The organism is Leptospira interrogans (assembly GCF_900156205.1).
Classification (GTDB): Bacteria; Spirochaetota; Leptospiria; order Leptospirales; family Leptospiraceae; genus Leptospira; species Leptospira interrogans.
Genome location: NZ_FTNA01000029.1, coordinates 1 through 23,104 on the forward strand (window position 1 = coordinate 1; position 23,104 = coordinate 23,104).

Here is a 23,104-nt window from a genome sequence, read left to right on the forward strand (position 1 = left end):
GCTTTCCTATGGGTCGCGTTGGAAAACTCAACACAACGCTTTCCTATGGGTCGCGTTGGAAAACTCAACACAACGCTTTCCTATGGGTCGCGTTGTGGGGTGGGAACTAAGTTTTACAGAGGATTTGTCGTAATTCCGACAGATTTATATTGAGATCAAATACTTGTGGGGTTGGTTATGATAAAGAGCGTTCTGCTGAGTTTTCTCGCATCGATCTTTTTCGCGTCATATCAAATTCAAGTGGATTAAGCTATCATTCTCAAAACAAAACATTAAAAAATATTAATATATAAACGCAAATTATAGCAATAAATTCGTTTTATTAAACCTGGTTTTTCTGTAAAAATAAAATGTGGGAACTACCACAAATAGAAGTATTACAGTTAAATTCTAAAAATGTGGGAACTACTTTATTTTTTTTAGTCTTTAAAAACTAGAAAATCAGGATTAATCATCTTGATAAATTGACTTTCTAGAAAAAATTTTCTAATTTCTCTTACATAAGGGCTCGCCCAAAACCCAAATGAATATAGAACAGGTAAAAAACTTAACGTAAAATACTCATTTCCGGACTTGAACGAAAAAACCACAAACCCGAAATCAGAACAATTCGTAAATTTGAAGACAACTATCTTTAAATTTTATAGAAGCACCTAAAAAAAATCAAACATTAGGTTTACCAATAGAGAAATATTGAAAGCCTTCTTTTTTCATCAGATCAGGAGAATATTGATTTCTACCGTCAAAGATAACCTTATTTTTTAATAGCCCTTTGATCTTTAAAAAATCGGGCTCTCTAAATTCTCTCCACTCGGTTAAAAGTAAAAGAGCATCCGCACCTTTCAAAGCAGAATAGGCGTCCACAGAATATTCTACTTTCCCTTCAAAATAAATAGAAGACGTTTCTTTAGAAACCGGATCATAAACCCGTAACTTTACATTTTTATCATGTAATTTTAAAAGTAAAGGAATTGAAGGAGCCTCCCTCATGTCGTCCGTTCCTGGTTTAAAAGAAAGCCCCCAAACCGCAAACGTCTTTCCAGAAAGACCAGATTCTCCATAGAACTTTATAATTTTCTCATAGAGTCTAAGTTTTTGAGATTCATTGACCTCTTCCACTTTACGAATGATCTGAAGAGGAGCTCCTTCATCTTCAGAAGTTTTGATCAAAGCTCGAACGTCCTTGGGAAAACAGGAACCTCCGTATCCAATTCCTGCGTATAAAAACTGCCTACCGATTCTGGAATCGGTTCCCATTCCCTTACGAACGTCTTCGTAATTTCCACCTACGGCTTCACAAAGATTAGCGATTTCATTTGCAAAAGAAATTTTAGTCGCAAGAAACGCGTTACAGGCGTATTTCGTAAGCTCGGCTGAAACCACTCCCATTCTCAAAATAGGATTTCCGTTTAGAACAAAAGGAGCATACAGTTGTGCAATTAAATCCCCTGCTTTTTGAGTTTCAGAACCGATCACTACTCTTTCGGGACGCATAAAGTCTTCAATCGCTGCGCCTTCCTTTAAAAATTCTGGATTGGAAACCACGTCGAATTCTTCTTTAGTTTCGTTTGCGATGATGGTTTTAACTTTGGCCGCAGTTCCGACCGGAACTGTAGACTTATCAACGATTACCTTGTATCCGTTGATGGACTTACCGATTTCCTTTGCTACTGCAAAAACAGCAGAAAGATCAGAAGAACCGTCCGGTAGAGTGGGAGTTCCCACAGCAATAAAAATAATATCCGACTTTTCCACCCCTTCTTTGAGAGAAACTGTAAACTCTAATCTTTTTTCTTTCCAGTTGTTCAAAACGAGTTCAGAAAGCCCCGGCTCATAAATAGGAATGATTCCTTTTTTAAGATTTGCAATTTTAGTTTCATCCTTATCTACGCAAATTACATGATTTCCATATTCCGCAAAACAAGCACCCGCGACAAGACCTACATAACCGCTTCCAATCACACAAACTTTCATATTGAGAACCAGGATTCCGAACTTTCCGGACTGAGAAAGAAAAATAAATCAATCAGAAACGTCTTTTTGAAGTTTACTTTGCACCGGAAGCCAAGCAACCCCTTCAAATTTAGGCAGATCTAAACGTTCCAGTTCAAAGGAAAGAATCCCATCTTTCCAAAGATAATTATTTCCTACGTGATTATCACCTTCGTGTAACGCAATCCCCAAAGAATATTTACCGGCAGAAAAATTCAAAGGAAGTCGGAATTTCGCCGTAACGGATTCCCCCGCTCGAACGTTTTTTAGAGAATTTCCGAGATGAAACGTGTTTGTTCCAAAAACGCGAATTCCACGAGAATCGTCTATATGAAAACCTACCGTAAGATCTGGAATCTCATTTTTGAATATTACATGAATTGAAATTTCTACTTCGCAACCTACTGAAAAAAATTTTAAATTTGTACGATCCTTATATTTAAAATCCTCTTCTGCACTACTTCGATTGATTCTGACTGGAAATTGTTGTATATCTTGTAACGGTGAATTTTTTAAATAAGGTCCTACAAGATCTAAATCCACGGAAAGACTTTTCACAACCGAATCTTTTTGAACCGGAAAAATTGTCTCTTGTTCACTTGTAGAACTTGCAATTATTTGCATATACTCTCTAAAACCTTTTACAGGATCGCCGTCAAAAACCAGTCTTCCTTTTTCTAAAATCAAAACTCTAGAACATACAGATTTTAAAAGTTCAAGATCATGACTTACAATTAAAGTTATGGTTCCTTGTTCTTGGAAAGAACGAAAACGTCTCAGACATTTTTGTTGAAAACTTGCGTCCCCTACCGCCAAAGCCTCATCCACGATGAGAATGTCGGGCCTTGAAAAAGTAGCAAGTGCAAAACCCAAACGCATCACCATTCCGGAAGAATATTGTTTAATTGGAATATTCTTAAATTCTGTTAGACCGGAAAATTCAAAAATTTCGGCCATAGAAAACCGAATCTCGTTTGGACTAAGCCCCCAGACAAGTCCGTTGTAGTATAAATTTTCTTCTCCGGAAAGTTCCGGGTTAAAACCAACTCCTAATTCTAAAATGGAACGAATAGAACCAGTTTTTAAGATTTTTCCAGATGAATAAGAGGAAACTCCAGTGAGAACTTTTAAAAGTGTAGATTTTCCGGCACCATTTCTGCCGATCAAACCAACAATCTCACCCGAAGAAACTTCAAAATTTACGTTTTTAAGAGCGTCGTATTTAACGTCATTTCCCAAAAAGCCAAGAGATAAAACATTCAAAATTCTTTGTAAAGGTCCGCTAAATCCAAAGTAAACCTTACTTAAATTTTCTACTTTTAAACTCAAAGATGATCCAAAATAACAGAATGAAATTTAGAACGACTTAAAACTCCAATCAAAGGAAATACAATCAAGGAAGGAATAAATTCTTTCCAATGAAAAACTGGAATCAAGTCGTTTAACAAACAAAATCGAAAAAGCTCCAACGGAAAATTGAGAGGATTCCAAATGTTGATCGAATATAAAAAACCGGAAGATACATACAAAATCGGTAAGGACCAAAAAAAGAACTGAGAAATAAGACGAATGAGGGGAGTAATATCCCTTAAAATCACGTTCGCCCTGGCCAGATACCCTTGGATAAAAGAAAGCAAATATCCTACTACGAACATTATAAAAATCGAAATAGGAAATAAAACTAAATTCAATTTTCCTAAAATACCCAATACGACTAAAACCGGAACTGCGGTCACGGTAAAATGTATGAGCATTTGAATATAAGGAATCCAAAGAAAAATTTCCGGACCCAAAGGAGATCTTTTAATCAACTGCCGATTTTCCGTAAGAATCGAAGTACCTCGAATTATATATTCCTGCAAAGGAATCCAAAACAAAAGTCCACTGAATGTATATCCTATAAAATCGGAAGCAGACTCCGGATTTCCTTTGAGATGAATGAATAAAAATACGATTGTGTAAATCAAAATTAGAGAGAGATTTTGAACGAGCATCCAGGAAATTCCAAGAGCACTTCCCGCAAATTGTAAGGCGTAATCCCTCCTTACTAAAATCCAAAGAATCGGTAAATTTTTTAACACTTCGCTCGAGCCTGAAGAACCTTACCTTTCTTACAGGAATAGATCCCGTCAATTCCAAAAATCCATTGGTCTAAAAGCTCCAAGCCGATATTAGCCAACAAACTTCCAAAATTTTTATAAATCCAAAGATCTTCTTTGCTTGGTTTAGAACTGGATTCAGGATGATTGTGGGCAATAATTACGGCAGAGGCCGCATCGTTTAAAATGATCTTTAAAAGGTCTCTGGTCTGCACTCCTACCTCTTCTAAACTACCTACAGCAACAACTTCAGCCCGCAAAACGGCACCTTCTGGAGAAAGTGTAATTAGAACAAAACATTCTCTATTTTTAGGAATTAAACTGGTAGCAAGAAAATTAAGTAATTGTTCGGAAGAATAACGTTTTCCTTTTAAAGCCTCCCACTTAAGACGTCTTGCGATTTCTATGGCCGCAAGTAAAGTAGTTGCCTTCGCAATTCCTACTCCTGGAATTTTACGAAGATCCGAAACTTGTTTCTGAAGTAGACCACCGAATCCTTTACTTCGGTGTAAAATCTCTCGGCTAAGTTCTTCGATTGGTTGAGCCCGATTCCCTCTCCCCAAAAGTACCGCTAAAAGTTCCCAGTCTTCCAGAGATTCAGCTTCGTATGCGATCCGTGTTCTGGGGTCGGGAAAAGGACTCAACTTTTCAGAGAGTTTTCCGCTAGACTTCAAATCCGCTTCAGATTATTTTTACTCAGTTCAGAAAGAGAATCTGAAAACCAGCCCCCTTTTTGAACGAGTTCCCCTTCGAACGCTTCTTCCAGATAATCCGCAAAAGATTTCAAGTTCGATTCCCCAGAACGGGCTCGTTCTTTCCAGTTCGGCCCAGCTCCTGGGAGACCGCTACGTTTTCTCTGGTAATTTGCTGATTCTTGCAGAGATCGAATGATCATAGTCTTCTCTCCATTTCCTAATAAATTAGACGACATAAACAGATAAAATAACAGGATAATTCACTAAACAGATATTTACATACTAATCAAAATAGTAGTAAATGTCAACCTAAATCTTTCTTTTTAAAAAAGTATTGTTAGGCTAAAAAATCCTTTTTTCCTTTCCGTCTTCTGCGAGTTATCTTAACCTTTTCTCCGGACAAAACCGCCTGTGTTCTGATTTTTTTTTTAAAAAAATTTCATTTTTTTCAAAAAAACCGCTCCCCCAAATAATTTCCTCGAACCGCTTTCAGAGTGGGGAAAAACAATTCGTTCAGACCGAAAAATTCTTTCTTAAAGTTCCAAGTTGTATTCGGTTTTTTTCTTTTGAGTTTTATTTCTTTAAATTCAGAAGAAAGATCCTCAATTTTAGATCCTACGTTTTTTTTAATTCATAAGAATCTGAATCCTTCTTTAGGAGGTTTATTCGAAACCAGAAAAAAATTTACTTCTTATGGAGCCTGGCTTGAACTTCCAGTTTGGAAACGAGAACGTAAACATTTTTGGAAAACCCATTTTCTTTATGAGAATCACAAGACTTTTTCAGTCGTTCATCAAACTTACATAGGACTTGAATATTCTTTTATTTCAGAAAAGAAGGATCTGCACCCTTCCGTTTTTGTAGGTTGGGAAAGAGGAGAAAAGGATTTAGGAATTTTCGGAATCCACCTTACAATTCCGGACAAACAAACGATCCAAGTTTTTGGAAAAACTGGAAAAGATTTTAAAAGTGGTTCTATCTTTCTTCATTCTAACTTTGATACTGGACTTCAATTATTTTTAGGATTTTCAAGGACATGGGACAAATCCTATACCGAAGATCAATTCACTCTTGGAATCAGGGTTTCTTGGGAAAAAATTTACTCTTCTTTTTTCTGGAATCAAACGCAGGAAGAAGAATCATTTCTAACCGGGAAATTTGGAATCAGTAATTTCCAACAAGATCTCAAATCTAAAACACTTTTTGAATCCACAGACGAATTTCAGTCGAATTCACTTTTTAAATCTAAAAATTTAAGTTCTAAAAACACAAAATCAAAATCGTTCGAAACTTCTCTTTTAGAAAAAGATAAAACAAATTATTCCTACATAAGTTCATTTATTCGCAGTTATACGAATATTTCGATTTCCGTTCAGGAATTATTGTCCGCCGGTTTTACTCTTTCCTTCGCTTTGGAAATTTCTAAGGCGAGCTATAACTCTAAAGAAGAATTTCTAAAGTTATTTCATTCTCTTTCAGTAAAAGAACAAACCAAAATTTTCGTTCTTTTGAAAAAGAAAAATCCGAAGCACATTCTTAAAAATTCAATTCTTCCCAAAGATAAAAGATGATTTTTCCATTAAAACGTCCACTTAGAATTTTAAAAACGCGTTCACTACGATTGGTTTTTTATTTTCTATTTTTAAAATCAAAACTCAGAGAAAATTCAGTTTTTACTCCTCAAAAACAAATTCGATTTAGAAAAAATTTAATTTTTGATCCGAAAAAACAAATTTTATTTTCTGAATATTCTTTATTTTTAAAATATAAAATTGTTCTATTAAAACAAATTTTTTTTATTTTAAACCAATTCTCTCAAAATATATTTAAAAACATTTTTTTTAAATATATTCTAAAGTCTCTTTTTGAATTTGTAATTTGGCGGGATTCAAAAGATTATTTTAAAAATACAAATGAACTTTCATTTCAAAAGAATAATTTCAGTTCCTTTTATTTTAAATTTTTTCCAAAACCTCAAAAGAAAAAAATAAAAAAACCAATTTGGTTTCTAAAACGATTTTTTATTTTTTTAAATGTAACTTTTTTATTTTGGATAATCGCAAATACTGATCTTTTTGCAATTGAATCCAGAATCGGAGTTACGTTCGAAACCTACGAATCTAGATATTCTCATTATACAAAAGAAAATTGGTTTTTTAAAATCTCAAATTGTACGATCAAAAACGAATCGATTCGAACAAATTTAAACGATAAAAACCAAACGGATTCGTTTAGTGTTAGGCGAAGTGTTGTTTTACAGAATTCAAAAATTTTTTTTCCTCTTTCGAATTGTTTTACAGGTTTTATAGAAACTAGAAATGGAAGTCCTTTTTTTTCTGGTCAAATTGATCAAAAATTTTTTAGAGCGAGTTTTGGACATAGATTCCGTCCTTTAGAAAATTTTTATTTTTTGAGAGATAACAATTTTTATACAGCGTTACCCGGAATCGATCAACCGATTCACAAAGCTGGGTTTTTAAGTTTTAAATGGAAAGATTGGTCTATAGGAACGTATTACTCCGAACAAGAAGCCAAAAGTAAACCTGGGATTTATTTTATTTCTCCATGGAAATTATTTGAGTTTGCGTATTCACCGGAAATAAAAAAACATTACGTTTCCATAAACTTCTATTCGGATCAATTCGGCCTTACCAGTCCTAAAATCGTTTCTAGAATTCAAACCTTGGGACAGAAAAAGGAAATCGATGGTACATTTTATTCTTCCATTTCTTCTCAAAAATTAGAATTCAAACTCACTGGTTATCGAGGAAAAAGCGAAGATTTGTTTGCTCTAGATCCAGATCGAAGTGAACTCAAAGGTAAGGCTCAACTGACACGTCTGGGAATCGTTTCTAATTCTTATTTTAGTTTAGAATGGATTCGCGCTTGGAATCGTCCTTTAGAATTTGATCTGAAACAATCCGATTATTTTTCTAGCGACATCCTACAATTGTTAGATTCGGAAAAAAAATTTCGACAGGATTTAGATCCTTCTTCAAAACGTTGGGAAATTATCGCAGGCAAGGCTCCAATTTTTTACGATTTTTTTTGGGGAGGAATCCTTCTTGCTCTCAGAAATTATTCAAACGAAACCATTGGTCGTGGAATTTATTACGGTCTCGTTCGAAAAAATTTTACGATCGAAGCCGGTCAAGAATGGAGAATAAACGGTGACAGTATCACCGAAGGAAAATGGTCTTTTCGTCTCAACGAATTTTGGAATTTAGAAGGTGCTTTTTTATTTCAGAAAGAAGGAAACAAAACAGATTCTCTTTTTGAAGCAAGAACCGCAAGAGACGAAACGAGTTTGATTTTTACGGATCGTTCTTCTTCTTTTCGTCTTAGATTATTGTCGCCTTACATCGCTTTTACGGTCAGTCATTCCAGAAGAAAAGAAAACAAAAACGAAGGAATCTGGATCAATCTACAAGCCCAATTTATATTTTAAATTTTCTTAAAGTATAAGCTTTTACATTTTCAGAATTGATCCGTAAAACTGAGTTGTATAGTATCCTCTCTCACATTTTCTATTACTCAGAACTACATAATAAGTATCCATTTTTACTAGAAAACTTATCGCGTTTATTTACAAATGTATTTTCAAATCAATCTAACTTGACTCTAAATTCTTGGATTAAATGTATGAGAAAGGTCATAATTCCGGAAAAAATATAAAAGAAAATCAATCCATAGATCAACCAAGGCCAACGTTTGAGTCCGATCAACGCGAGTAAAATACCAATTCCAAGGATTAGTAAAAACAAACGAGTCGGATTGAGTTTAGATCGAATCGCCACTTGAGGTTTCGAATAACGTATATTAGATACCATCAATACTGCAATGAGCACAAACGCTGCAATCGTGAGCCAATGAGGTGCGGAATTCGCATTCAAAAAGATAGGAAAAAATCCCACGGTCACCCCAGCAACTGGAGAAGGTAATCCTGTAAAAGACTTAGGATCGTGAGCCACATTGAATCTTGCGAGTCGATACGCCGCGCAAATTGGAAAAACTGCCGCGATTAACATTCCGATTGGAAAAAGATCTTCTTTTCCAAAGACGTCTATTTTGTATTCGCATAAAACCATTTGATACATCAAATAGCCAGGAGCGATTCCGAACGCGGTCAAATCCGCAAGACTGTCCAGGTCGGCTCCTATTTCCGAAGTTGCATGGAGAGCTCTCGCCGCCATTCCATCTAATCCGTCGCAAAGCGCGGCGAGTAATATAAAAAATCCTGCAAGTGTATAAGCTTGCAATTCGTTTCCATTTCTGGACCCTGCTTCCGATGCTACGAGCATCGCGCTGAATCCCATCGTGAGATTTCCGAGCGTAAGAGTATTAGGAACCCAACTAAGTTTGAGTTTCATGAAAAAATCTCCTGTCTGGATGGACTGACCGTAAAATCAATATCTCTTTGATAACCTTTTTGAAACAAATAGTATCCCAGCGACGCTACCATTGCACCGTTATCAGTACAATAAATTTTTTTCTTGGGAGCAAAAAGTTCCACGGAATTTTTTTCGGCCCAGGTATACAACCGATTCTGAAGAGTGAAGTTTGCAAGCACCCCTCCCGCGGCAAAAATACGTTTGATCCCGGTTTTCGAAACTGCCCGTTTAAGATTTCTTTCAACTAGATCAAACGCAGAATTCTGAAAATTCCAACAAATCCTTTCTTTTGAAAGTTCTTTTTGCTTTTCCAATAATACCATCACAGCGGTTTTCAGTCCGCTAAAAGAAAAAGATACCTCTTCTTGTGGAAGATTTCGTAAAAGTGCTGGAAGGATCGGTTTTTCATTTGGAGATGGTTTGTATTCTTTCGCCCTCACTTCTATATGAGGTCCGCCAGGATAAGGAAGTTCTAAAAGGCCTGCCACTTTATCAAAGGCCTCCCCTAAAGCGTCATCCATCGTATCTCCTAACAGTTCCATTTTACCAAATTCATGTAAGATGTAAATGGCCGAATTCCCTCCGGAAAGTAAAAGTCCTAAAACAGGAAATTCTGTGGGAACTCCCTCCAAATGTAACACAGCAAAATGAGACTGAAGATGGCATACAGGTAAAATCGGAGTTTCGTATACCATGTGAATACAACGGGCCATCTGGGCTCCTACCATCAAAGAACCAGTCAAACCAGGAGAAGAAGTCACAGCGACGTAAGAAAGATCTTTAAATTGAATCTCAGATTCTTCCATCGCTTCTTCGAGTAAAAGATTGATTTTTTCTAAATGAGCCCTAGAGGCGATTTCTGGAACAATCCCTCCGTAGGGTTTATGTAAATCGATCTGACTGAAAATTTTAAGGCTAAGTAAGTCCTTACCATCGCGCACGATCCCAATCGATGTTTCATCACAACTGGTTTCGATTCCCATTCCGATCATGGGTTTAAGATTTTTTTTCTCCGTCTTTGTTAGGACTTAGAATTTCAATCGCCTTACGAAGTTGTGGATCCAGCTCCAAATCCAAAATCGAATTTTGCCCTTCTTGACGAGTTTTACTTTTATATAAAAATCTGGCTACATCCGCAGAAAGTTTGATTCCTTTTTCAGAAAGATATTTCTCCAAAAGGACAAAATTCGCTTCCGAATAATTTGGATTTTTTAAGAGGAATGTCTCAAGCATTTTCTTTTCGGCCATCTTACGGATATAAAAACGATCGTCTTCAGTAGGTTCAATCGGCTTTACAATTACATCCGGTTGAATTCCTTTTCCGTGAATCGATTTTCCACTCGGAGTATAATACTTTTGTATCGTCAGCGCAATACCAGTGTTATGCGACAGTGAATAGATATTTTGAACCGAACCTTTTCCAAAAGAAACCGTTCCTAAAATTTTTCCTCTTCCATGATCCTGCATCGCTCCTGCAAAAATTTCGGAAGCGCTGGCAGATCCTTCGTTGATCAGTACAACTAACGGTAAATTGATGAACTTATCATTTGCTGCAGTAGAACGGAAAACCCGAACGAGTTCCCCCCCTCTTCCTCTTACGGACACAATGTCTAAGTCCGGTTTTAAGAATAAATCAGAAAGTGCTATCGCAAGATCTAAAAGTCCGCCCGGGTTCATTCTCAAATCTAAGATCAACCCTTCGGCCCCCTTTTCTTTGAGGGAATTTAACTCCTTTTTAAATTCGGAAAGAGTATTTTCCTTTCCCATAAACTGATTGAGTTTGATATAACCTAATTTTTCTTTTTCCAAAAAAGAAGATCTTACATAACGAATTTTGATCATCTCTCTGACTAAGGTGAGAACCATAGGTTCCTTTTGATTCTTTCTTTCCAATTTGATAGAAACGGAGGTTCCTACCTTACCACGCATCAGTTTGATAGAATCGGAAAGAGAAAGATCATGTGTGTTTTTCCCGTCGATTTCTATGATTCTATCCTGAGGTAAAATCCCAGCCTTCATTGCGGGTGTGTCTTCAATGGGAGAAATGACTACAATCGCACCATCCGCAAAAGAAACCTCCATTCCCAATCCGCCAAAACTACCCCTGGTTTCCTCTTGGAGCTGAGAAAAATCATCCTTATCCATAAAACGAGAATGTGGATCTCCCAAAGAAGAAATAAGTCCTCGAATGGCTCCTTGATAGAGTTTTTCCTCGTCTACGGATTCCACATAGTCGGAATGAATAGTAGATAATACTTCGTGGAAAATTTGTAGATAAGATTCCCCGGTTTTAGAAATCCCTTTTACGGTTTCTATCGGAAAAATCAGTGCAAAGCTGAGAAAGGAAACAATTCCAATCCAGATCATTCTTTCTTTATTTTTCATATTCTTTGATCAACGCCTCGTGTAGGGCGGGATTTTTTTGTTTCAGACTTTTTAGTACACTATCTGGATCCAATCGATACGCAGAACAAGCTTCTAAAAAAAAGGTTAAATCTCCAGACGGAGATTTTTCGGAAGAGATTTTGAGATTAGCGTTGATTCTTGCAATGCTTACTCTTTCTAAAACCCTTTTTAAATCACTTTCTGTGATTTCTTTTTTAGGAGAACTGCATTGAAATACAAAAAGAAGAAGTACAAAAAGGAAAAGTTTTCGTGGATACACTCTGTCCGAAGTCTCAGTTGAGTTTCTCACTCTGTCAATCAGTAAATTCGATATAAACCGATCAGCTTTCCCATGACAGTCGCTTTCTTAGTTTTAATCGGTTTGTATTTTGGATTTCTAGCTTCTAAACGAATCTGATCCTGCTCTTTATAATATACTTTCAAAGTAGCCTCGTCTTCGATCAGTGCAACTACAATCTCTCCATTTCGAGCGATGTCTCTCTTTTCTATAATTGCAATGTCTCCATCATTGATCCCTACTTCAATCATGGAATCTCCCTGAACACGAAGTGCATACATAGGAACATTTCCTTTAGCCATCTCGTCTGGAACCGGAATGTAAGACTCTATATTTTCTTCCGCAAAAATAGGAAGCCCAGCCGCCACTTGACCGATGACAGGAATACTTGTGGCCTGAACGGGAAGTGATTCCATAGGACTTTGACGAATGAGTTCTATAGCCCTGGATTGGTTCTTTGCGGTCTTGAGATAACCTTTTTTCTCAATTGCTTTGAGATGATCGTAGGCACCCTTTGCCGTAATTCCGAACTCGTCTCCAATTTCTCGAATCGTAGGTGGAAAACCGCGCTCTTTGATGATTGCTGTGATAAATGCAAGAACAGCCTGTTGTTTGTCTGTCAGGTCTTTCATACTAAACAACTTAGTAGTGAATAGATGCTAAGTCAACACAAAAATAGTAAAATCAAAGCTTTAAATATTCACTTTTAAGAATAAAGGATCCTCTAGAAACGATCTCTGCTCCTTCTCTAATACCCGCTTTGATGACAACTTCATCTCCCACGGTATCTCCTACAATTACTTCAGTAGCTTCAAAACTTCCATCTTCGTTCTGAAGAAACACAAAAGACTTTCCTTCGATTTCATGAACTGCTTCTAGAGGAATTGTCTTTCTTGGTTCGGAACCAGAATTGGCCACCATTCCTTTTACTTTTGCGGTTACAGATTGACCCGGTTTTAGTTTTCCGTTTCGATTGGAAACCATGATTCTAAGTTTTGCTGTTCTTTTGATACTATCTAAAACGCTTCCCACATACGCGACCTCTCCCCGAATTCCGGGAGACTTTTCATCTCCTAATGGATAAATTTGAGCTTCCGCCCCTTCAGAAATCATACCTAGATCTTTTTCATAAACTTCTAATAGAACCATCAGATTGGTTAAATTGGCGATCGTAAACAGATCTTCGTTTCTAGTCACTTGTTGTCCTTGAACCGCTTTTCTTTCTGTAACTTCTCCGTTAATAGGACTTCTTAGAACTAGATTAGAAGAAACGTAAACCCCTCTTTCAATTCCAGCGATTTCCGCAGGAGTCAATCCGTAGTTTTCTAGTTTGATTCGAGTCGTTTCCACTTCAGTTTTAGCGGTTTTATATTGCATGTTTGCAAATTCATAATCTTTTGCAGAAGTCACTTTCATATCAAAAAGTTCTTTTGCACGGTCTGCTTGTAACTTTAAGGCTTCAAGACTGGCCCTTGCTTTTACATAAGAAGCTTCCACTTCCCCAAGCATTACCGAAGAAAGAATCGCAAGTGGAGAACCCTGACTGACTCGATCCCCTTCTCTCACTAAAACTTTTTTGATCCTGGCTTCTACCGTGGAACCCGCCCTAGCCATACTTTCTGGGTCGTACGAAATCCTTCCAGGAAGAGCTACTTCGTCAATTGCAGCAATCTCCTTAAGAGAGACTAACGTAATAGGATGTCTTTTTAATATCTCTTCGGATACGGTGAATTTGTTTTTATCGACAGTCGATTGTTTCTTTTCTTCAGTTTTTTTCGGGAAGAATTTTTTATACCCTAAATATCCCGTACTTAAAACCGCGAGAAGAACCAGAATAAATTTATATCTTTTTATGATTTGGATCATAGAATCTCCGAAGTTTTTTAGTCCCTCTCCATTTTTTTTCCGACTGCAGCCTTATAAATTTCAACCGCGTTGTAATATAGATACAACACTTCATAATAATCTCTTAATACAGTAAGATAATTTTTTTCAGCCTGTAAAAAGGTCACCTGATCGGATGCTCCTCTTACGTAAGCAATCCTAGATTTTTGTTCCAGTTGTTTATTTTTTTGTAATAGATTAATTCTTTCGTATTTTGCAAGAAGGTCTTCCCTTGCGAGTAGTTCCTTTTTAGATGCCTCAATTTCTTCGTTCACTTCTCTTTTTTTCGCTTCGAGTGCAAGTTCAAATTTTCTATGTTCTTCTTTTGCGGAAAGAACCTTTCCTTGCCCCCTGTCGTTTAAGGGAAGTGGGATCGTAGCAAAAACTCCGGCGTAGTGTTCATTACCTTTGATTCTCCATTCTCCTCCTACCTGTAGATAACCTAAAGCCTCTCTTCTCTGAAGATCTATATTTAATTTTTTCTCTTTTACCCTTTCTTCAAGTGCAGCTAAGTCAGGACGGTTTACGGATGCAACAGAAGAGTCCTTCAATTTAAGTCCTAGGTCTTCTAAAGATTTGAACTTCATTTCCGTTTTAAACGCGAAAATTCCTTCCGATTCACGAATTCCGGAAAGGATTCTAAGTTCTTTTTCCACAAATTGTCTTCGAACGAGTGCGTCCCTATAAAATTTTTCCACCTGGATTCTTTCCAATTCAAGTCTTTCATATTCAAGAGGAGAAATGTCCCCTTTTTCTACTCGAAACTTAGTAAGCTCCAAAAGATCACTGTAATTTTCGTAAAATTCTTTATTATAATCTACTAAATTAGTAAGAAATAAATAAGCCCAATAGTTTTGCCTAAGCCTAAGCCTAAAAAGTCTATCAAAGTTATCGAATTCTCCTAAAACCGCTTCGAAAGATTTTTTAGCAACCTTGGACCTAAGTGAAATGATTCCGTATACGTCTAAATCCTGATAAAGTGCAGGGGCAACTTCTGTATTTCCCCCTTGAGATCCGTTGGCTCCTAAAATCTGTGGTCCGGAAGAGCCTCCTCCGGGCATTCCTATAAACTGTTGTTGATATTGTATGACCGGATTTCGATAAAGAGAAGCGGTAATTACCTTTCCTCTTTCGATTCCCATATTTTGTTTTTCTGCAAGATAAAGTGGATTATTTGCAACCGCATATTCGGTTAATTTTTCCACGTCCCAGTCTACGATTTTCCCGGCAAAGGAAGCCGAATTTGTAGCATCTTGTGTTTGAGTTTGTACTTCCTGTAAATTTGGGGATTTATTAGGGCCTGTAGTTGTTTCGGACCCCAATCCGTTTTTTTTTCTTTCTTCTTCCGTTGGAAATGGAAATTCAAGAGGAATCACTTCCGAGTCAATCTGAGAAAAGGGATTTAGTCCGAGAAAAATACCAAAGGCCAAAGCCACTAAAACATTCTGTGAAGATACCATTTTCCCTGCACTTTTTTAAAATATGGATTGATAAGTTCTTTCTCCCATTCCGTATTTTCTTTAAATCTAAATTTTAATTCGCATTCTGTCATACTTTCATAATAGAATTCTATTTCTATCCCTCCCGAAAGTAAAAATAAATCCCGGACCGTTCTTACGTTTTCGGAGTTCTTTTGTTTTTTCAGTAATTCCCGATCGAAAAAATAAGTCTCGAAATAATTTCCTTTTTTAGAAAGTTCCTTTTTGATTTCTTCTCGGGTCCAAATCCCTTTTAGATCTAACAATAACCCTTCTTTGGGAGAAACCTGATCTGAAAGTTTTGAATAATCTTTTGCAACCGTATCTTCTACAAGCGTTTGAATCAAACGCAGAATTTCAGAAGTATCCTTTTTATGATCTACTGTATGACCCGCAAGAAATATCTTTCCGACCCAAATTTCCGGCGCTTTTAAGTTCGTTTCTGCAAGAAATGTTTCCCTTTCTAATGCAAAACTACAATAAAGGGTCAAAATCAGACCGAGTAATAAAACGTGAAAGATTCTACTTTTTCTAAAAAGAAAGGTTTGTTTTATAAGAAAATTCATTCTGGTTTCCAAGTTTTTCAAAGAAACGATTCGGTCTCTGGAAATCAATCTGAAAGTCTAAGTAAAATTTTTGTTTTTATGGATTTGAATTTTTGTAACTTAAAAATCGATACGATAAAATTTAAAGTAGTAAGAGTTCCTACCTTTTTATTTTAACATGATTTCGATATCAGGAACCAATTGTATAAAAATTCCTTTTTTCACAAAAAAAATCAAACTACCGCCATTCAAATTCTTGGCTTATTTATAAATATAAACCTTAAGGACCGAAAAATTTTCAAAAAAATGAAATGAATCTAAATCCGTGGGAACTAATGCGCAAACTGAATCATAAAAAATGAATGTTTAAAATTCAGATTAACAAAACTGCTTCAATCGACCGTTTCTATGGAACAGAAACAAGGTAGAGAATTCATTTTTCAAAAACCTTAATGTTTAAAAAACTGTAAAATCATCAATATTAGATTTCTGTGGGAACTACCACAAATCACAATTTTACGAATACGTTTTGAAAATGTGGGAACTCATATTTCTTTCTTTCTCATTTTTTTATATCGAATTTATATTAAATATTTAATGTAAGTTCAAAGAAAAAACAAGGTTCGCGCTTTTAGCTTCAGCCAACAAATTGAATGCAATAAACTTAATATATAATTTCGCCTTAAGTTACAAAGAGCTCGTCCCAAAACAACCTAATGTGGGAACTATTACAAAAATTGGACTAAATTAGAACTGCTCGAAAATTCGCAAATTGTGCGACTTAATTTGTAATATAACAACCTCACAAGTGTTGTATTTCAAGATTAATCTGTCGGAATTACTACAAATCCTCTGTAAAACTTACATCCCACAACGCGATTCATAGAGAGCGTTGCATGAGTTCAGGGAGTAAGACGCTGAGTTTAGGAAAGCGTTGTGCTTGAGTTTAATTTTGATTCTAAAATCCTCTTCAACTTGTGAGGTTGATGACTTAATTTGTAAGAACTACTGCACTTTATTAAAAATTTCTAAAGAATGATTGAGTAAAATTCTTTGAGGTTTTGGGACAAGTTCTTTGTAAAATCGCTCATTCATTTTCTGGTATTATTTTCATACGTCCAAGTAGTAACTATTGAATTTGTAAAATTACAGAAGTTTTTACAAATCGTAATTGTATAGATGAAATTCAAAAAAGAAACAAAGTTCTATTCAGGTTCAATCCGAACGATTCACTTACCTTCTTGTCGAAGAGCCTTTTTCAAAAGTTCTTCTAAATCTTTACCACTGATTACGTTTAACAAAGAAGAATTTTCAGAAAGAAACCGTTTAGCCCCTTCCGTAAACTCAGCATCTCCAACGATAAACGCCTTATCCAAACTCAATTCGCTCAACTGAGCGATTGTATCTCTTAAAAATATATCCGAAATCTTTGCGTCCTTCCATTTGCGAAATTTAAATAAAGAACGAGTTTCCTTATCTGCTTTATTCAAACCGGCGAGGTTGAGACCGTCACCTTCCTTATTAGGAACTTCTCTACTGACCGTATAATTCAAAGCCATAACAATTCGAACACAAAGATTTTTGAAATCCACACCTTTCAATTGACGATAATGATCCAGTACCCCGATTCCAATTTTAGAGACGTCCGAAAGAACCTTATTTCCTTGATCGTCTAAAATTCCTTTGATATGAAAAGATTTAGAAGATTTAAGTCCGGAGAGTTCATAAAAACGTTCTACTGGAAAAAGTTCTCCAAAAATTCTAGCAATCTCATCGTCCAAAGAAAAATTTCCGTTCTTCGCTGTGTCGGTTCTTTTAGTCTCCAGTTGAAATTTATAATTCGCCAGTTCCAAAATTCTTTGGTCGTCTATTCTTTCCGACTCAGCCTCAATGAGATATTCACTGGCTTCTTCTAGTTTTCCAAGTTTTACCGCTAAAAGAGAAAAGTAAACGTCGGAATCGATCATCTCTTGTTTCCAACCGTTGGTCCTCGCCATCTCCATACAAAGTCTTGCGTGTTTGAGAGCTTCTCCTAAATTCTTTTGAAGAATAAAACAACACATTAAAAACTGAAAAATCGTATAACGAACGTAGTCGTCTTCGATTGAATCCGCAACCGAATTTGCAATCCGAATCGCCTCGTCGTATTTTCCATCCCGAGTCAAACTAAGGGCGTATAAAAAACCTCCGACCGGAGAAGCAGAATCAAGGTCGTATGCTTTTGCAAAAAATTCTACCGGATTCCCTTTTCTAAGAATCGCAGAGACCACACCTTTTCCGATAAAAAGAGAAGGAATTTTAATTTTATCGTTCGAAATTTTACCTAAGAAACGATCCGCGATCATAAATTCTTTTTGCCCCAAAGCCATAAATCCGATTCGAACGTTTGCTTCTGGATTTTCCGGATCGATCGCAATCGTATCCAAATAGTGAAATAGAGCTTCTTCAAATAAATCTTGCTGATAGTAAATATCTGCGATTCGGTTGGAAACGGCGACTTGGTTGATTCCTTTTTCGTAGTTTCCTATCTTTTTAATTTTTTCTAGATGACGGGCTTCGTTGACCGTATCTCCTTCCATCGCATAAATTTTTGCGATCACGTAATGAGCTCTTACGTTGGAAGGAGAATTGTCTAAAATGTCTCGAATGATCACACGTGCGTCTACATAATTTCCCAGAGCCGCCAGCGCTAGCGCCTTTTCATAGGAGTCCTTTTTAGTTTGAATCAAAAACGATCCAGATGCAACGATCAGTATGATTCCAATGGCGACAAGAATGATGAAGATCATTTTTTTTGTTTTTCTTTCAGGTTCCAGTTGGTAAATGGATAAAATCCAGGAAATAAATCCGAGCTTTATCCGATTTCAGGATAAAATCGATCATTTTACAGAAACGAAAAACCAATGGGAAAACTTACCTATTTCAGATTCGCGTATTCTATTGTAAAACGGGATATTACAATCAGTATTCTTCATATTGGATTTTCTTCCCTATTTTGTTTTTTTCTAATTTTTGGGATTTTTCTACTCAGAATGGACAGAACCCCTTCCAACTCTTCTAGTATCGAACTCTTCCGGAATTATCCTCAGTTGGTTTTATTACTCAGTTCTTCCGGATTAGTCTTTATGGCGATTACAAGAACCCTTCTTAGAACCTCCGACGCAGGAATTATGATGGCAGTCGGAGGAAATCGAATCGGAACGGTTCGACTTTTAGTGTCGGAACTTTGGATTTTACATGGAACCGGATTTTTTCTCGGTATTCTTACCACCATATTTTTTCCACCTTGGGTGGCAGAAGGGTCCAGCTTATTCGATTATGGAAAAGCATTTTTCATCTGTATTTTTCTCATTTCCGGAATTGGATCGATCCTTTCTTTGATTCTGACATTTTTGGATCCTTACCGATCGATTCGGAGGGGAAAATGATTCTTCGCATCAACAACCTCTCTCGAGAATACGGAAAATCGAAGGCGGTTAACGGAGTTTCCTTCGATATGAATCAGTCCGACTACGTTGCCATCGTAGGTCCTTCCGGTTCCGGCAAAACTACACTTCTTTCTATGATTACCGGGATGCTTTCCAGTACTTCCGGAGAAGTTTATTTTGACACTACCAAAGTAAGCGATATGAGTAACGGTGAACTTGGAAACTTTAGAGCAAAAAATATAGGTCTTATATTTCAATTTTCAGAACTTCTTCCTCATCTAGACGTAGAAGAAAACATCCTTCTCCCCGCCCTACTTGTAAGTAAATTCAGTCCGAAAGAATATCTAGAAAAATGTGAATACTTGATTCGCAGTCTTCATTTAGAATCGATCCGTAAAAGTTATCCCAGTAAACTTTCCGGAGGTCAAATCCAAATGACAGCGATCGCCAGATCCCTGATCAATGAACCGGAACTTCTTCTTGCAGACGAACCTTCTGGAGACTTAGATCCCGAAAACAGCGAACTAGTCCGAAATCTTCTCTACGATTTTAATTCGAGAGGTCTTACGATTCTATTAGTAACTCATGATATGAATTTAGCTTTTGACGCTAAAACAATTTATGAAATGAGAGAGGGAGAATTTACCCGGGTGGTAAAATGAAATCCTTTCTTGGAATCGATATAGGTGCAGGAAGTATCAAAGCAAGTCTCATCGATTCCAACGGAAACGTACTGAAAAGTTCTTTCCGTAAAACCGGCGCGGAAACAAACGAAAAACAATTCCTAGATTCTATTTGTGACATCGTATCAGAAATGAAAAACTCTTCTTTGACGGCGGTGGGCATAGGAAGCCCAGGGCCAATCGATTCTGAAAACGGAATTTTGATCGAGTCCGCTAATCTTCCTCTTTTAAAAAATGTGACGTTAGTCTCTCATTTAAAAGAAAAATTTTCTATTCCAGTATATTATAATAATGATGCAAACCTTGCTGCGTTGGGAGAATACCATTTCGGTTTAGGAAAAGGATCGCCTAATTTGGTAATTTTAACCTTAGGAACCGGATTAGGAGGTGGTTGGGTATATCAAGGAAAACTTTTTAACGGTTACAAAGGAAGTGGAATGGAAGCGGGACACGTTACGTATCTTCCAAACGGCTCTCTATGCGGTTGTGGTCAAAGAGGTTGCACCGAAGCTTATTTTAGCGCCAGCGGATTTTTAAATCGATATAAAGAAAAGACCGGAGAAGTTTTAGATTCCGCAGAAGAATTCTTTGAAAAAACTAGAAAAGGAGATAAAACCGCATCGATTTTGTTAAACGAAGGTATTGACGCGCTTGCACAACTTTGTAGAAATCTAATTCATACAATCAACCCGGAGAAAATTGTTTTTACAGGAGGACTTGTAAAGTCCTGGGATTTATTCGGTGATTCCCTACAAAATAGAATCCGGGAACTGATCTTTCCAATTTTCAGAACTTATACTCAAATCCTCCCCGGAGGAAACGTATCCGGCACATTAGGCGCTGCGGCGCTTTGTATGGAGAATTTAGAATGACAGATCCAAATTGTATCTTTTGTAAAATCATCCGTAAGGAAATCCCTTCCAAAGTAGTATTTGAAAACGATGAAATATTAGCTTTTTATGATATTTCTCCCCAAGCTCCGGTTCATATAGTTTTTATTCCTAAAAAACACATTCCCTCTCTTTCTGAAATCGAAAACGAAGATTCTCATCTGCTCGGAAATATCTTATTACAAATCCGTGATACCGCTAAAAATCTTGGATTTGCCGAAAACGGCTATAGAGTTGTCAACAACACCGGAAAAAACGGGGGGCAAACTGTATTTCACATTCACTTTCATCTTTTAGCAGAACGACGATTACACTGGCCTCCCGGTTAAACAAAGGAACTTGATATTGAAACGAATTTTATTTGGCAGCTTAGTCAGCGTATTTGCACTTGGCTTTTTATTTTCTAAACTGGATCTGAGCGAATTCTCTAAAATCCAGGAACGCTGGGAACCCATCTATCTGATTCCGTTTGTAATTTCTTCCGCTTGGGGAATAGTTTTATTCTCTTGGAGATGGTATCTACTCATGGAAAAACAAGTCAGCTTCCGTTATGCTCTACTTTCCTCTTTTATCGGAGTAGGTGCAAATATGTTTCTTCCCGCAAGAGGAGGAGATATTTTCCGTTTATACTTTTGTAAAAAGGAATCTTCCCTTCAATATCCAACTCTGGTAACCGCGCTCTTTATAGAAAAAGTATTAGATTTTTCTTTTATATTTTCCGCAGGTATCTGTGCTTTGATGTTTTTAGGAATCAATGACGAAAGCAGTAATTCTTTTTTGATCATTTCTTCTTTGGTAATCGTAGGAATTTTTTTAGGTCTGATCGCGGTCCGATTTTTAAACAATACAATCATAGAAATATTTGCTTGGATCGCGGGTTTGTTTGGAAAAAAAGAATGGTTTTTACACAAACTCGCACATTACATTCGGGATTTAGGAAATTTTTTAGTTTTTAAAAAGTTCATCTTTCCGGCCTTTCTTACCGCATTTACTTGGTTAATCGGTTATGCTTTCAGTTATGGAATACTTCTCAAATTAGTAGATATTGATATAAGTTATACTGGTATCGTACTCATTATGTTTGCAGGTGCGGTAGGTGTAATGGTTCCTTCGGCTCCTTCTGGTGCGGGAGTGTTTCACGCCTCTGTCACGTCTTCCTTTGTTCTAATGGGTAGAAAAGCATCCGAAGGTTTGTTTTATGCAACTACGGTTCATCTTGCACAATTTATCTTTCAAAGTATTTTTGCTATTGTTCTTTATCTTTACTGGATTGTAGATAGAAGAAAACGAGGTCTTGGTAAGGCTGAATTTTCTTTGAAAGAATCGGAAGTGATCGAAGTAGAAAGTAGCGAATAGAAAATGAATCACACTTTGAAAGTTTAAACTCCAAGTCCGCGTCATTAAGACTTTCGTAAATTTTTGTATTTGAACATAGAATTTTAGACACTTCACTTTATTCTACAACAGTGTTTGAACTTAAATCCAATGGAAGGATTAAAATCTTAGGATACAATAACCATAAACGAAATCAACAATCCTCACGATCGACTAATTATAGAAACGTTCCAAGATAAAAAAGAAGCCACCATATTTTTTTTAAAACACATTACAGTGGTTCAATTACTGGATCTATAAAAATTAGAACTTTCCGAATCCAGTTTTATTTCCGAAGAACTAAAAACAAGAACCAACCGATCTATCGTTTCAAATTCCTCTCAAGTCAGAAATAAAACCAATGGAATTGTTGAAAAATTAATTCTCTATGGGTTTTCGTTGTATGGAAACGATCGATTGAAGCGTTTTGTTAATTGTTGCTATGGAATTTTTCAACAACTCTAATGTATATTTACTCTTCGAATATAAAAGTTATTTAGATAATTCTGTCTACATCCAACAACTTCGGTTATCTTACTAAAATCTATCGCAACTAACATAAAAATAAGGAACAATCTCCGTTGTAATTCCTTTCGTTTTCTATTACTGCGAAAAAGAATGAAAATTGGGAATCGATTTTTAGATCAGTTCGTTTGAACAAATCAAAAAACAAAAATTTTGAAAGACTTTAGTTTAACGTAAGCAGAACGTTAGAAATACGTTTTATCCTAAGTCAATTTTTTTGTAAAAAAACAGATGTAAGAACTCTCACAAATCTTGGATTTACAGTTAAACTTTGAGAATTGTGGAAACTACTACAAAATACAAAAAGAATCATCGTTCAATCCGATTTTTGCACAAAACCTCTGTTTTATGGCCATCATTAAAATTTAAATCCCATTTAATGCGAGTTCGACGCGAGTAAAAATTTTCTAAAAGTATGAGTTCCTACAATTTTAGAA

21 protein-coding genes and 2 pseudogenes are annotated in these 23,104 nt (G+C 36.3%); 9 read left to right on the forward strand and 14 right to left on the reverse strand.

Translation table 11 applies throughout. The features are described from left to right. Positions 1–663: 663 nt before the first annotated feature. Genes BW942_RS17400 through BW942_RS17420 form a run of 5 tightly spaced genes read right to left on the reverse strand, consistent with a single transcriptional unit; the run spans position 664 to position 4,986 of the window. Positions 664–1,974: a UDP-glucose dehydrogenase family protein gene (locus BW942_RS17400; RefSeq protein WP_000861675.1), complete on the reverse strand. Its 1,311-nt coding sequence runs from the start codon at positions 1,972–1,974 to the stop codon at positions 664–666. 48 nt (positions 1,975–2,022) lie between these two features. Beyond that, positions 2,023–3,321, reverse strand: a complete 1,299-nt coding sequence (locus BW942_RS17405; protein WP_000054169.1) for an ABC transporter ATP-binding protein — start codon at positions 3,319–3,321, stop codon at positions 2,023–2,025. Further along, the gene (locus tag BW942_RS17410; RefSeq protein ID WP_000916818.1) at positions 3,318–4,073 is read right to left on the reverse strand and encodes an ABC transporter permease; all 756 of its coding nucleotides are present in this window, start codon (positions 4,071–4,073) and stop codon (positions 3,318–3,320) included. Before BW942_RS17410 ends, BW942_RS17405 begins: the two co-directional genes overlap by 4 nt. Further along, entirely contained in the window at positions 4,067–4,765 is a 699-nt protein-coding gene (locus tag BW942_RS17415; RefSeq protein WP_000842507.1) for a JAB domain-containing protein, read from the reverse strand. Before BW942_RS17415 ends, BW942_RS17410 begins: the two co-directional genes overlap by 7 nt. Further along, positions 4,762–4,986: an LIC12298 family protein gene (locus tag BW942_RS17420; protein WP_000586914.1), complete on the reverse strand. Its 225-nt coding sequence runs from the start codon at positions 4,984–4,986 to the stop codon at positions 4,762–4,764. Before BW942_RS17420 ends, BW942_RS17415 begins: the two co-directional genes overlap by 4 nt. A gap of 294 nt (positions 4,987–5,280) precedes the next feature. Here BW942_RS17420 and BW942_RS17425 point away from each other — a divergent pair, with 294 nt between their 5' ends. After that, entirely contained in the window at positions 5,281–6,357 is a 1,077-nt protein-coding gene (locus tag BW942_RS17425; protein WP_000517663.1) for a hypothetical protein, read from the forward strand. Then, positions 6,354–8,234 carry a hypothetical protein gene (locus BW942_RS21580; protein ID WP_000577131.1) on the forward strand — a complete coding sequence of 627 codons (1,881 nt, stop codon included), beginning with the start codon at positions 6,354–6,356 and terminating at the stop codon, positions 8,232–8,234. Before BW942_RS17425 ends, BW942_RS21580 begins: the two co-directional genes overlap by 4 nt. 157 nt (positions 8,235–8,391) lie before the next feature. Here the strand turns inward: BW942_RS21580 and pssA are convergent, their stop codons facing one another. The 9 genes from pssA to BW942_RS17485 form a co-directional block, all read right to left on the reverse strand. Beyond that, positions 8,392–9,156 (reverse strand): CDP-diacylglycerol--serine O-phosphatidyltransferase, encoded by a 765-nt coding sequence (pssA, locus tag BW942_RS17440; RefSeq protein WP_000769017.1) that lies wholly within the window; start codon positions 9,154–9,156, stop codon positions 8,392–8,394. Next, on the reverse strand, positions 9,153–10,169 hold the full coding sequence (gene tsaD / locus BW942_RS17445; protein WP_000579852.1) for a tRNA (adenosine(37)-N6)-threonylcarbamoyltransferase complex transferase subunit TsaD: 1,017 nt from the start codon (positions 10,167–10,169) through the stop codon (positions 9,153–9,155). Before tsaD ends, pssA begins: the two co-directional genes overlap by 4 nt. Positions 10,170–10,173: 4 nt before the next feature. Next, the gene (locus BW942_RS17450) at positions 10,174–11,562 is read right to left on the reverse strand and encodes a S41 family peptidase (RefSeq protein WP_000790723.1); all 1,389 of its coding nucleotides are present in this window, start codon (positions 11,560–11,562) and stop codon (positions 10,174–10,176) included. Further along, positions 11,552–11,842 carry an LA_1448 family UV-C exposure upregulated protein gene (locus BW942_RS17455; RefSeq protein WP_000283525.1) on the reverse strand — a complete coding sequence of 97 codons (291 nt, stop codon included), beginning with the start codon at positions 11,840–11,842 and terminating at the stop codon, positions 11,552–11,554. The genes BW942_RS17450 and BW942_RS17455 overlap by 11 nt, the downstream gene beginning before the upstream one ends. 38 nt (positions 11,843–11,880) lie before the next feature. Beyond that, on the reverse strand, positions 11,881–12,492 hold the full coding sequence (gene lexA, locus BW942_RS17460) for a transcriptional repressor LexA (RefSeq protein ID WP_000654116.1): 612 nt from the start codon (positions 12,490–12,492) through the stop codon (positions 11,881–11,883). Positions 12,493–12,544: 52 nt separating this feature from the next. Continuing rightward, entirely contained in the window at positions 12,545–13,726 is a 1,182-nt protein-coding gene (locus BW942_RS17465) for an efflux RND transporter periplasmic adaptor subunit (RefSeq protein WP_000614677.1), read from the reverse strand. A 17-nt stretch (positions 13,727–13,743) separates the two neighbouring features. Further along, the gene (locus BW942_RS17470; protein WP_000254988.1) at positions 13,744–15,204 is read right to left on the reverse strand and encodes a TolC family protein; all 1,461 of its coding nucleotides are present in this window, start codon (positions 15,202–15,204) and stop codon (positions 13,744–13,746) included. Then, entirely contained in the window at positions 15,180–15,788 is a 609-nt protein-coding gene (locus BW942_RS17475) for a hypothetical protein (protein ID WP_001010039.1), read from the reverse strand. The genes BW942_RS17470 and BW942_RS17475 overlap by 25 nt, the downstream gene beginning before the upstream one ends. Before the next feature lie 1,208 nt (positions 15,789–16,996). Next, complete coding sequence (locus BW942_RS17485) at positions 16,997–18,556, reverse strand: tetratricopeptide repeat protein (protein WP_000576229.1); 1,560 nt, start codon at positions 18,554–18,556, stop codon at positions 16,997–16,999. Between the two features lie 114 nt (positions 18,557–18,670). Here BW942_RS17485 and BW942_RS17495 point away from each other — a divergent pair, with 114 nt between their 5' ends. The 7 genes and pseudogenes from BW942_RS17495 to BW942_RS22270 all read left to right on the forward strand — a co-directional run. Further along, positions 18,671–19,195, forward strand: a complete 525-nt coding sequence (locus tag BW942_RS17495; RefSeq protein ID WP_000517498.1) for a hypothetical protein — start codon at positions 18,671–18,673, stop codon at positions 19,193–19,195. Continuing rightward, on the forward strand, positions 19,192–19,857 hold the full coding sequence (locus BW942_RS17500) for an ABC transporter ATP-binding protein (protein WP_000603361.1): 666 nt from the start codon (positions 19,192–19,194) through the stop codon (positions 19,855–19,857). The genes BW942_RS17495 and BW942_RS17500 overlap by 4 nt, the downstream gene beginning before the upstream one ends. After that, positions 19,854–20,750, forward strand: coding sequence for an ROK family protein (locus BW942_RS17505; RefSeq protein ID WP_000834630.1), 897 nt, complete (start codon positions 19,854–19,856; stop codon positions 20,748–20,750). The genes BW942_RS17500 and BW942_RS17505 overlap by 4 nt, the downstream gene beginning before the upstream one ends. Then, entirely contained in the window at positions 20,747–21,097 is a 351-nt protein-coding gene (locus BW942_RS17510) for a histidine triad nucleotide-binding protein (protein ID WP_000131883.1), read from the forward strand. The genes BW942_RS17505 and BW942_RS17510 overlap by 4 nt, the downstream gene beginning before the upstream one ends. Positions 21,098–21,113: 16 nt before the next feature. Next, on the forward strand, positions 21,114–22,124 hold the full coding sequence (locus tag BW942_RS17515) for a lysylphosphatidylglycerol synthase transmembrane domain-containing protein (protein WP_000821597.1): 1,011 nt from the start codon (positions 21,114–21,116) through the stop codon (positions 22,122–22,124). A 162-nt stretch (positions 22,125–22,286) separates the two neighbouring features. Then, positions 22,287–22,499: pseudogene (locus BW942_RS21870) on the forward strand (Rpn family recombination-promoting nuclease/putative transposase); the annotation flags it as partial. Between the two features lie 103 nt (positions 22,500–22,602). Continuing rightward, positions 22,603–22,799, forward strand: a pseudogene (locus BW942_RS22270) (Rpn family recombination-promoting nuclease/putative transposase); the annotation flags it as partial. Between the last annotated feature and the right edge of the window lie 305 nt (positions 22,800–23,104).

Bases quoted from the DNA above. Each gene is read 5' to 3' on its own strand.
- BW942_RS17500 (WP_000603361.1), top strand. From the start codon at position 19,192: ATGATTCTTCGCATCAACAACCTCTCTCGAGAATACGGAAAATCGAAG.
- BW942_RS17400 (WP_000861675.1), bottom strand. From the start codon at position 1,974: ATGAAAGTTTGTGTGATTGGAAGCGGTTATGTAGGTCTTGTCGCGGGT.
- lexA (WP_000654116.1), bottom strand. From the start codon at position 12,492: ATGAAAGACCTGACAGACAAACAACAGGCTGTTCTTGCATTTATCACA.
- BW942_RS17510 (WP_000131883.1), top strand. From the start codon at position 20,747: ATGACAGATCCAAATTGTATCTTTTGTAAAATCATCCGTAAGGAAATC.
- BW942_RS17495 (WP_000517498.1), top strand. From the start codon at position 18,671: ATGGGAAAACTTACCTATTTCAGATTCGCGTATTCTATTGTAAAACGG.
- BW942_RS17450 (WP_000790723.1), bottom strand. From the start codon at position 11,562: ATGAAAAATAAAGAAAGAATGATCTGGATTGGAATTGTTTCCTTTCTC.
- BW942_RS17420 (WP_000586914.1), bottom strand. From the start codon at position 4,986: ATGATCATTCGATCTCTGCAAGAATCAGCAAATTACCAGAGAAAACGT.
- BW942_RS17465 (WP_000614677.1), bottom strand. From the start codon at position 13,726: ATGATCCAAATCATAAAAAGATATAAATTTATTCTGGTTCTTCTCGCG.
- BW942_RS21580 (WP_000577131.1), top strand. From the start codon at position 6,354: ATGATTTTTCCATTAAAACGTCCACTTAGAATTTTAAAAACGCGTTCA.
- BW942_RS17470 (WP_000254988.1), bottom strand. From the start codon at position 15,204: ATGGTATCTTCACAGAATGTTTTAGTGGCTTTGGCCTTTGGTATTTTT.
- pssA (WP_000769017.1), bottom strand. From the start codon at position 9,156: ATGAAACTCAAACTTAGTTGGGTTCCTAATACTCTTACGCTCGGAAAT.
- BW942_RS17485 (WP_000576229.1), bottom strand. From the start codon at position 18,556: ATGATCTTCATCATTCTTGTCGCCATTGGAATCATACTGATCGTTGCA.
- BW942_RS17475 (WP_001010039.1), bottom strand. From the start codon at position 15,788: ATGAATTTTCTTATAAAACAAACCTTTCTTTTTAGAAAAAGTAGAATC.
- tsaD (WP_000579852.1), bottom strand. From the start codon at position 10,169: ATGATCGGAATGGGAATCGAAACCAGTTGTGATGAAACATCGATTGGG.
- BW942_RS17505 (WP_000834630.1), top strand. From the start codon at position 19,854: ATGAAATCCTTTCTTGGAATCGATATAGGTGCAGGAAGTATCAAAGCA.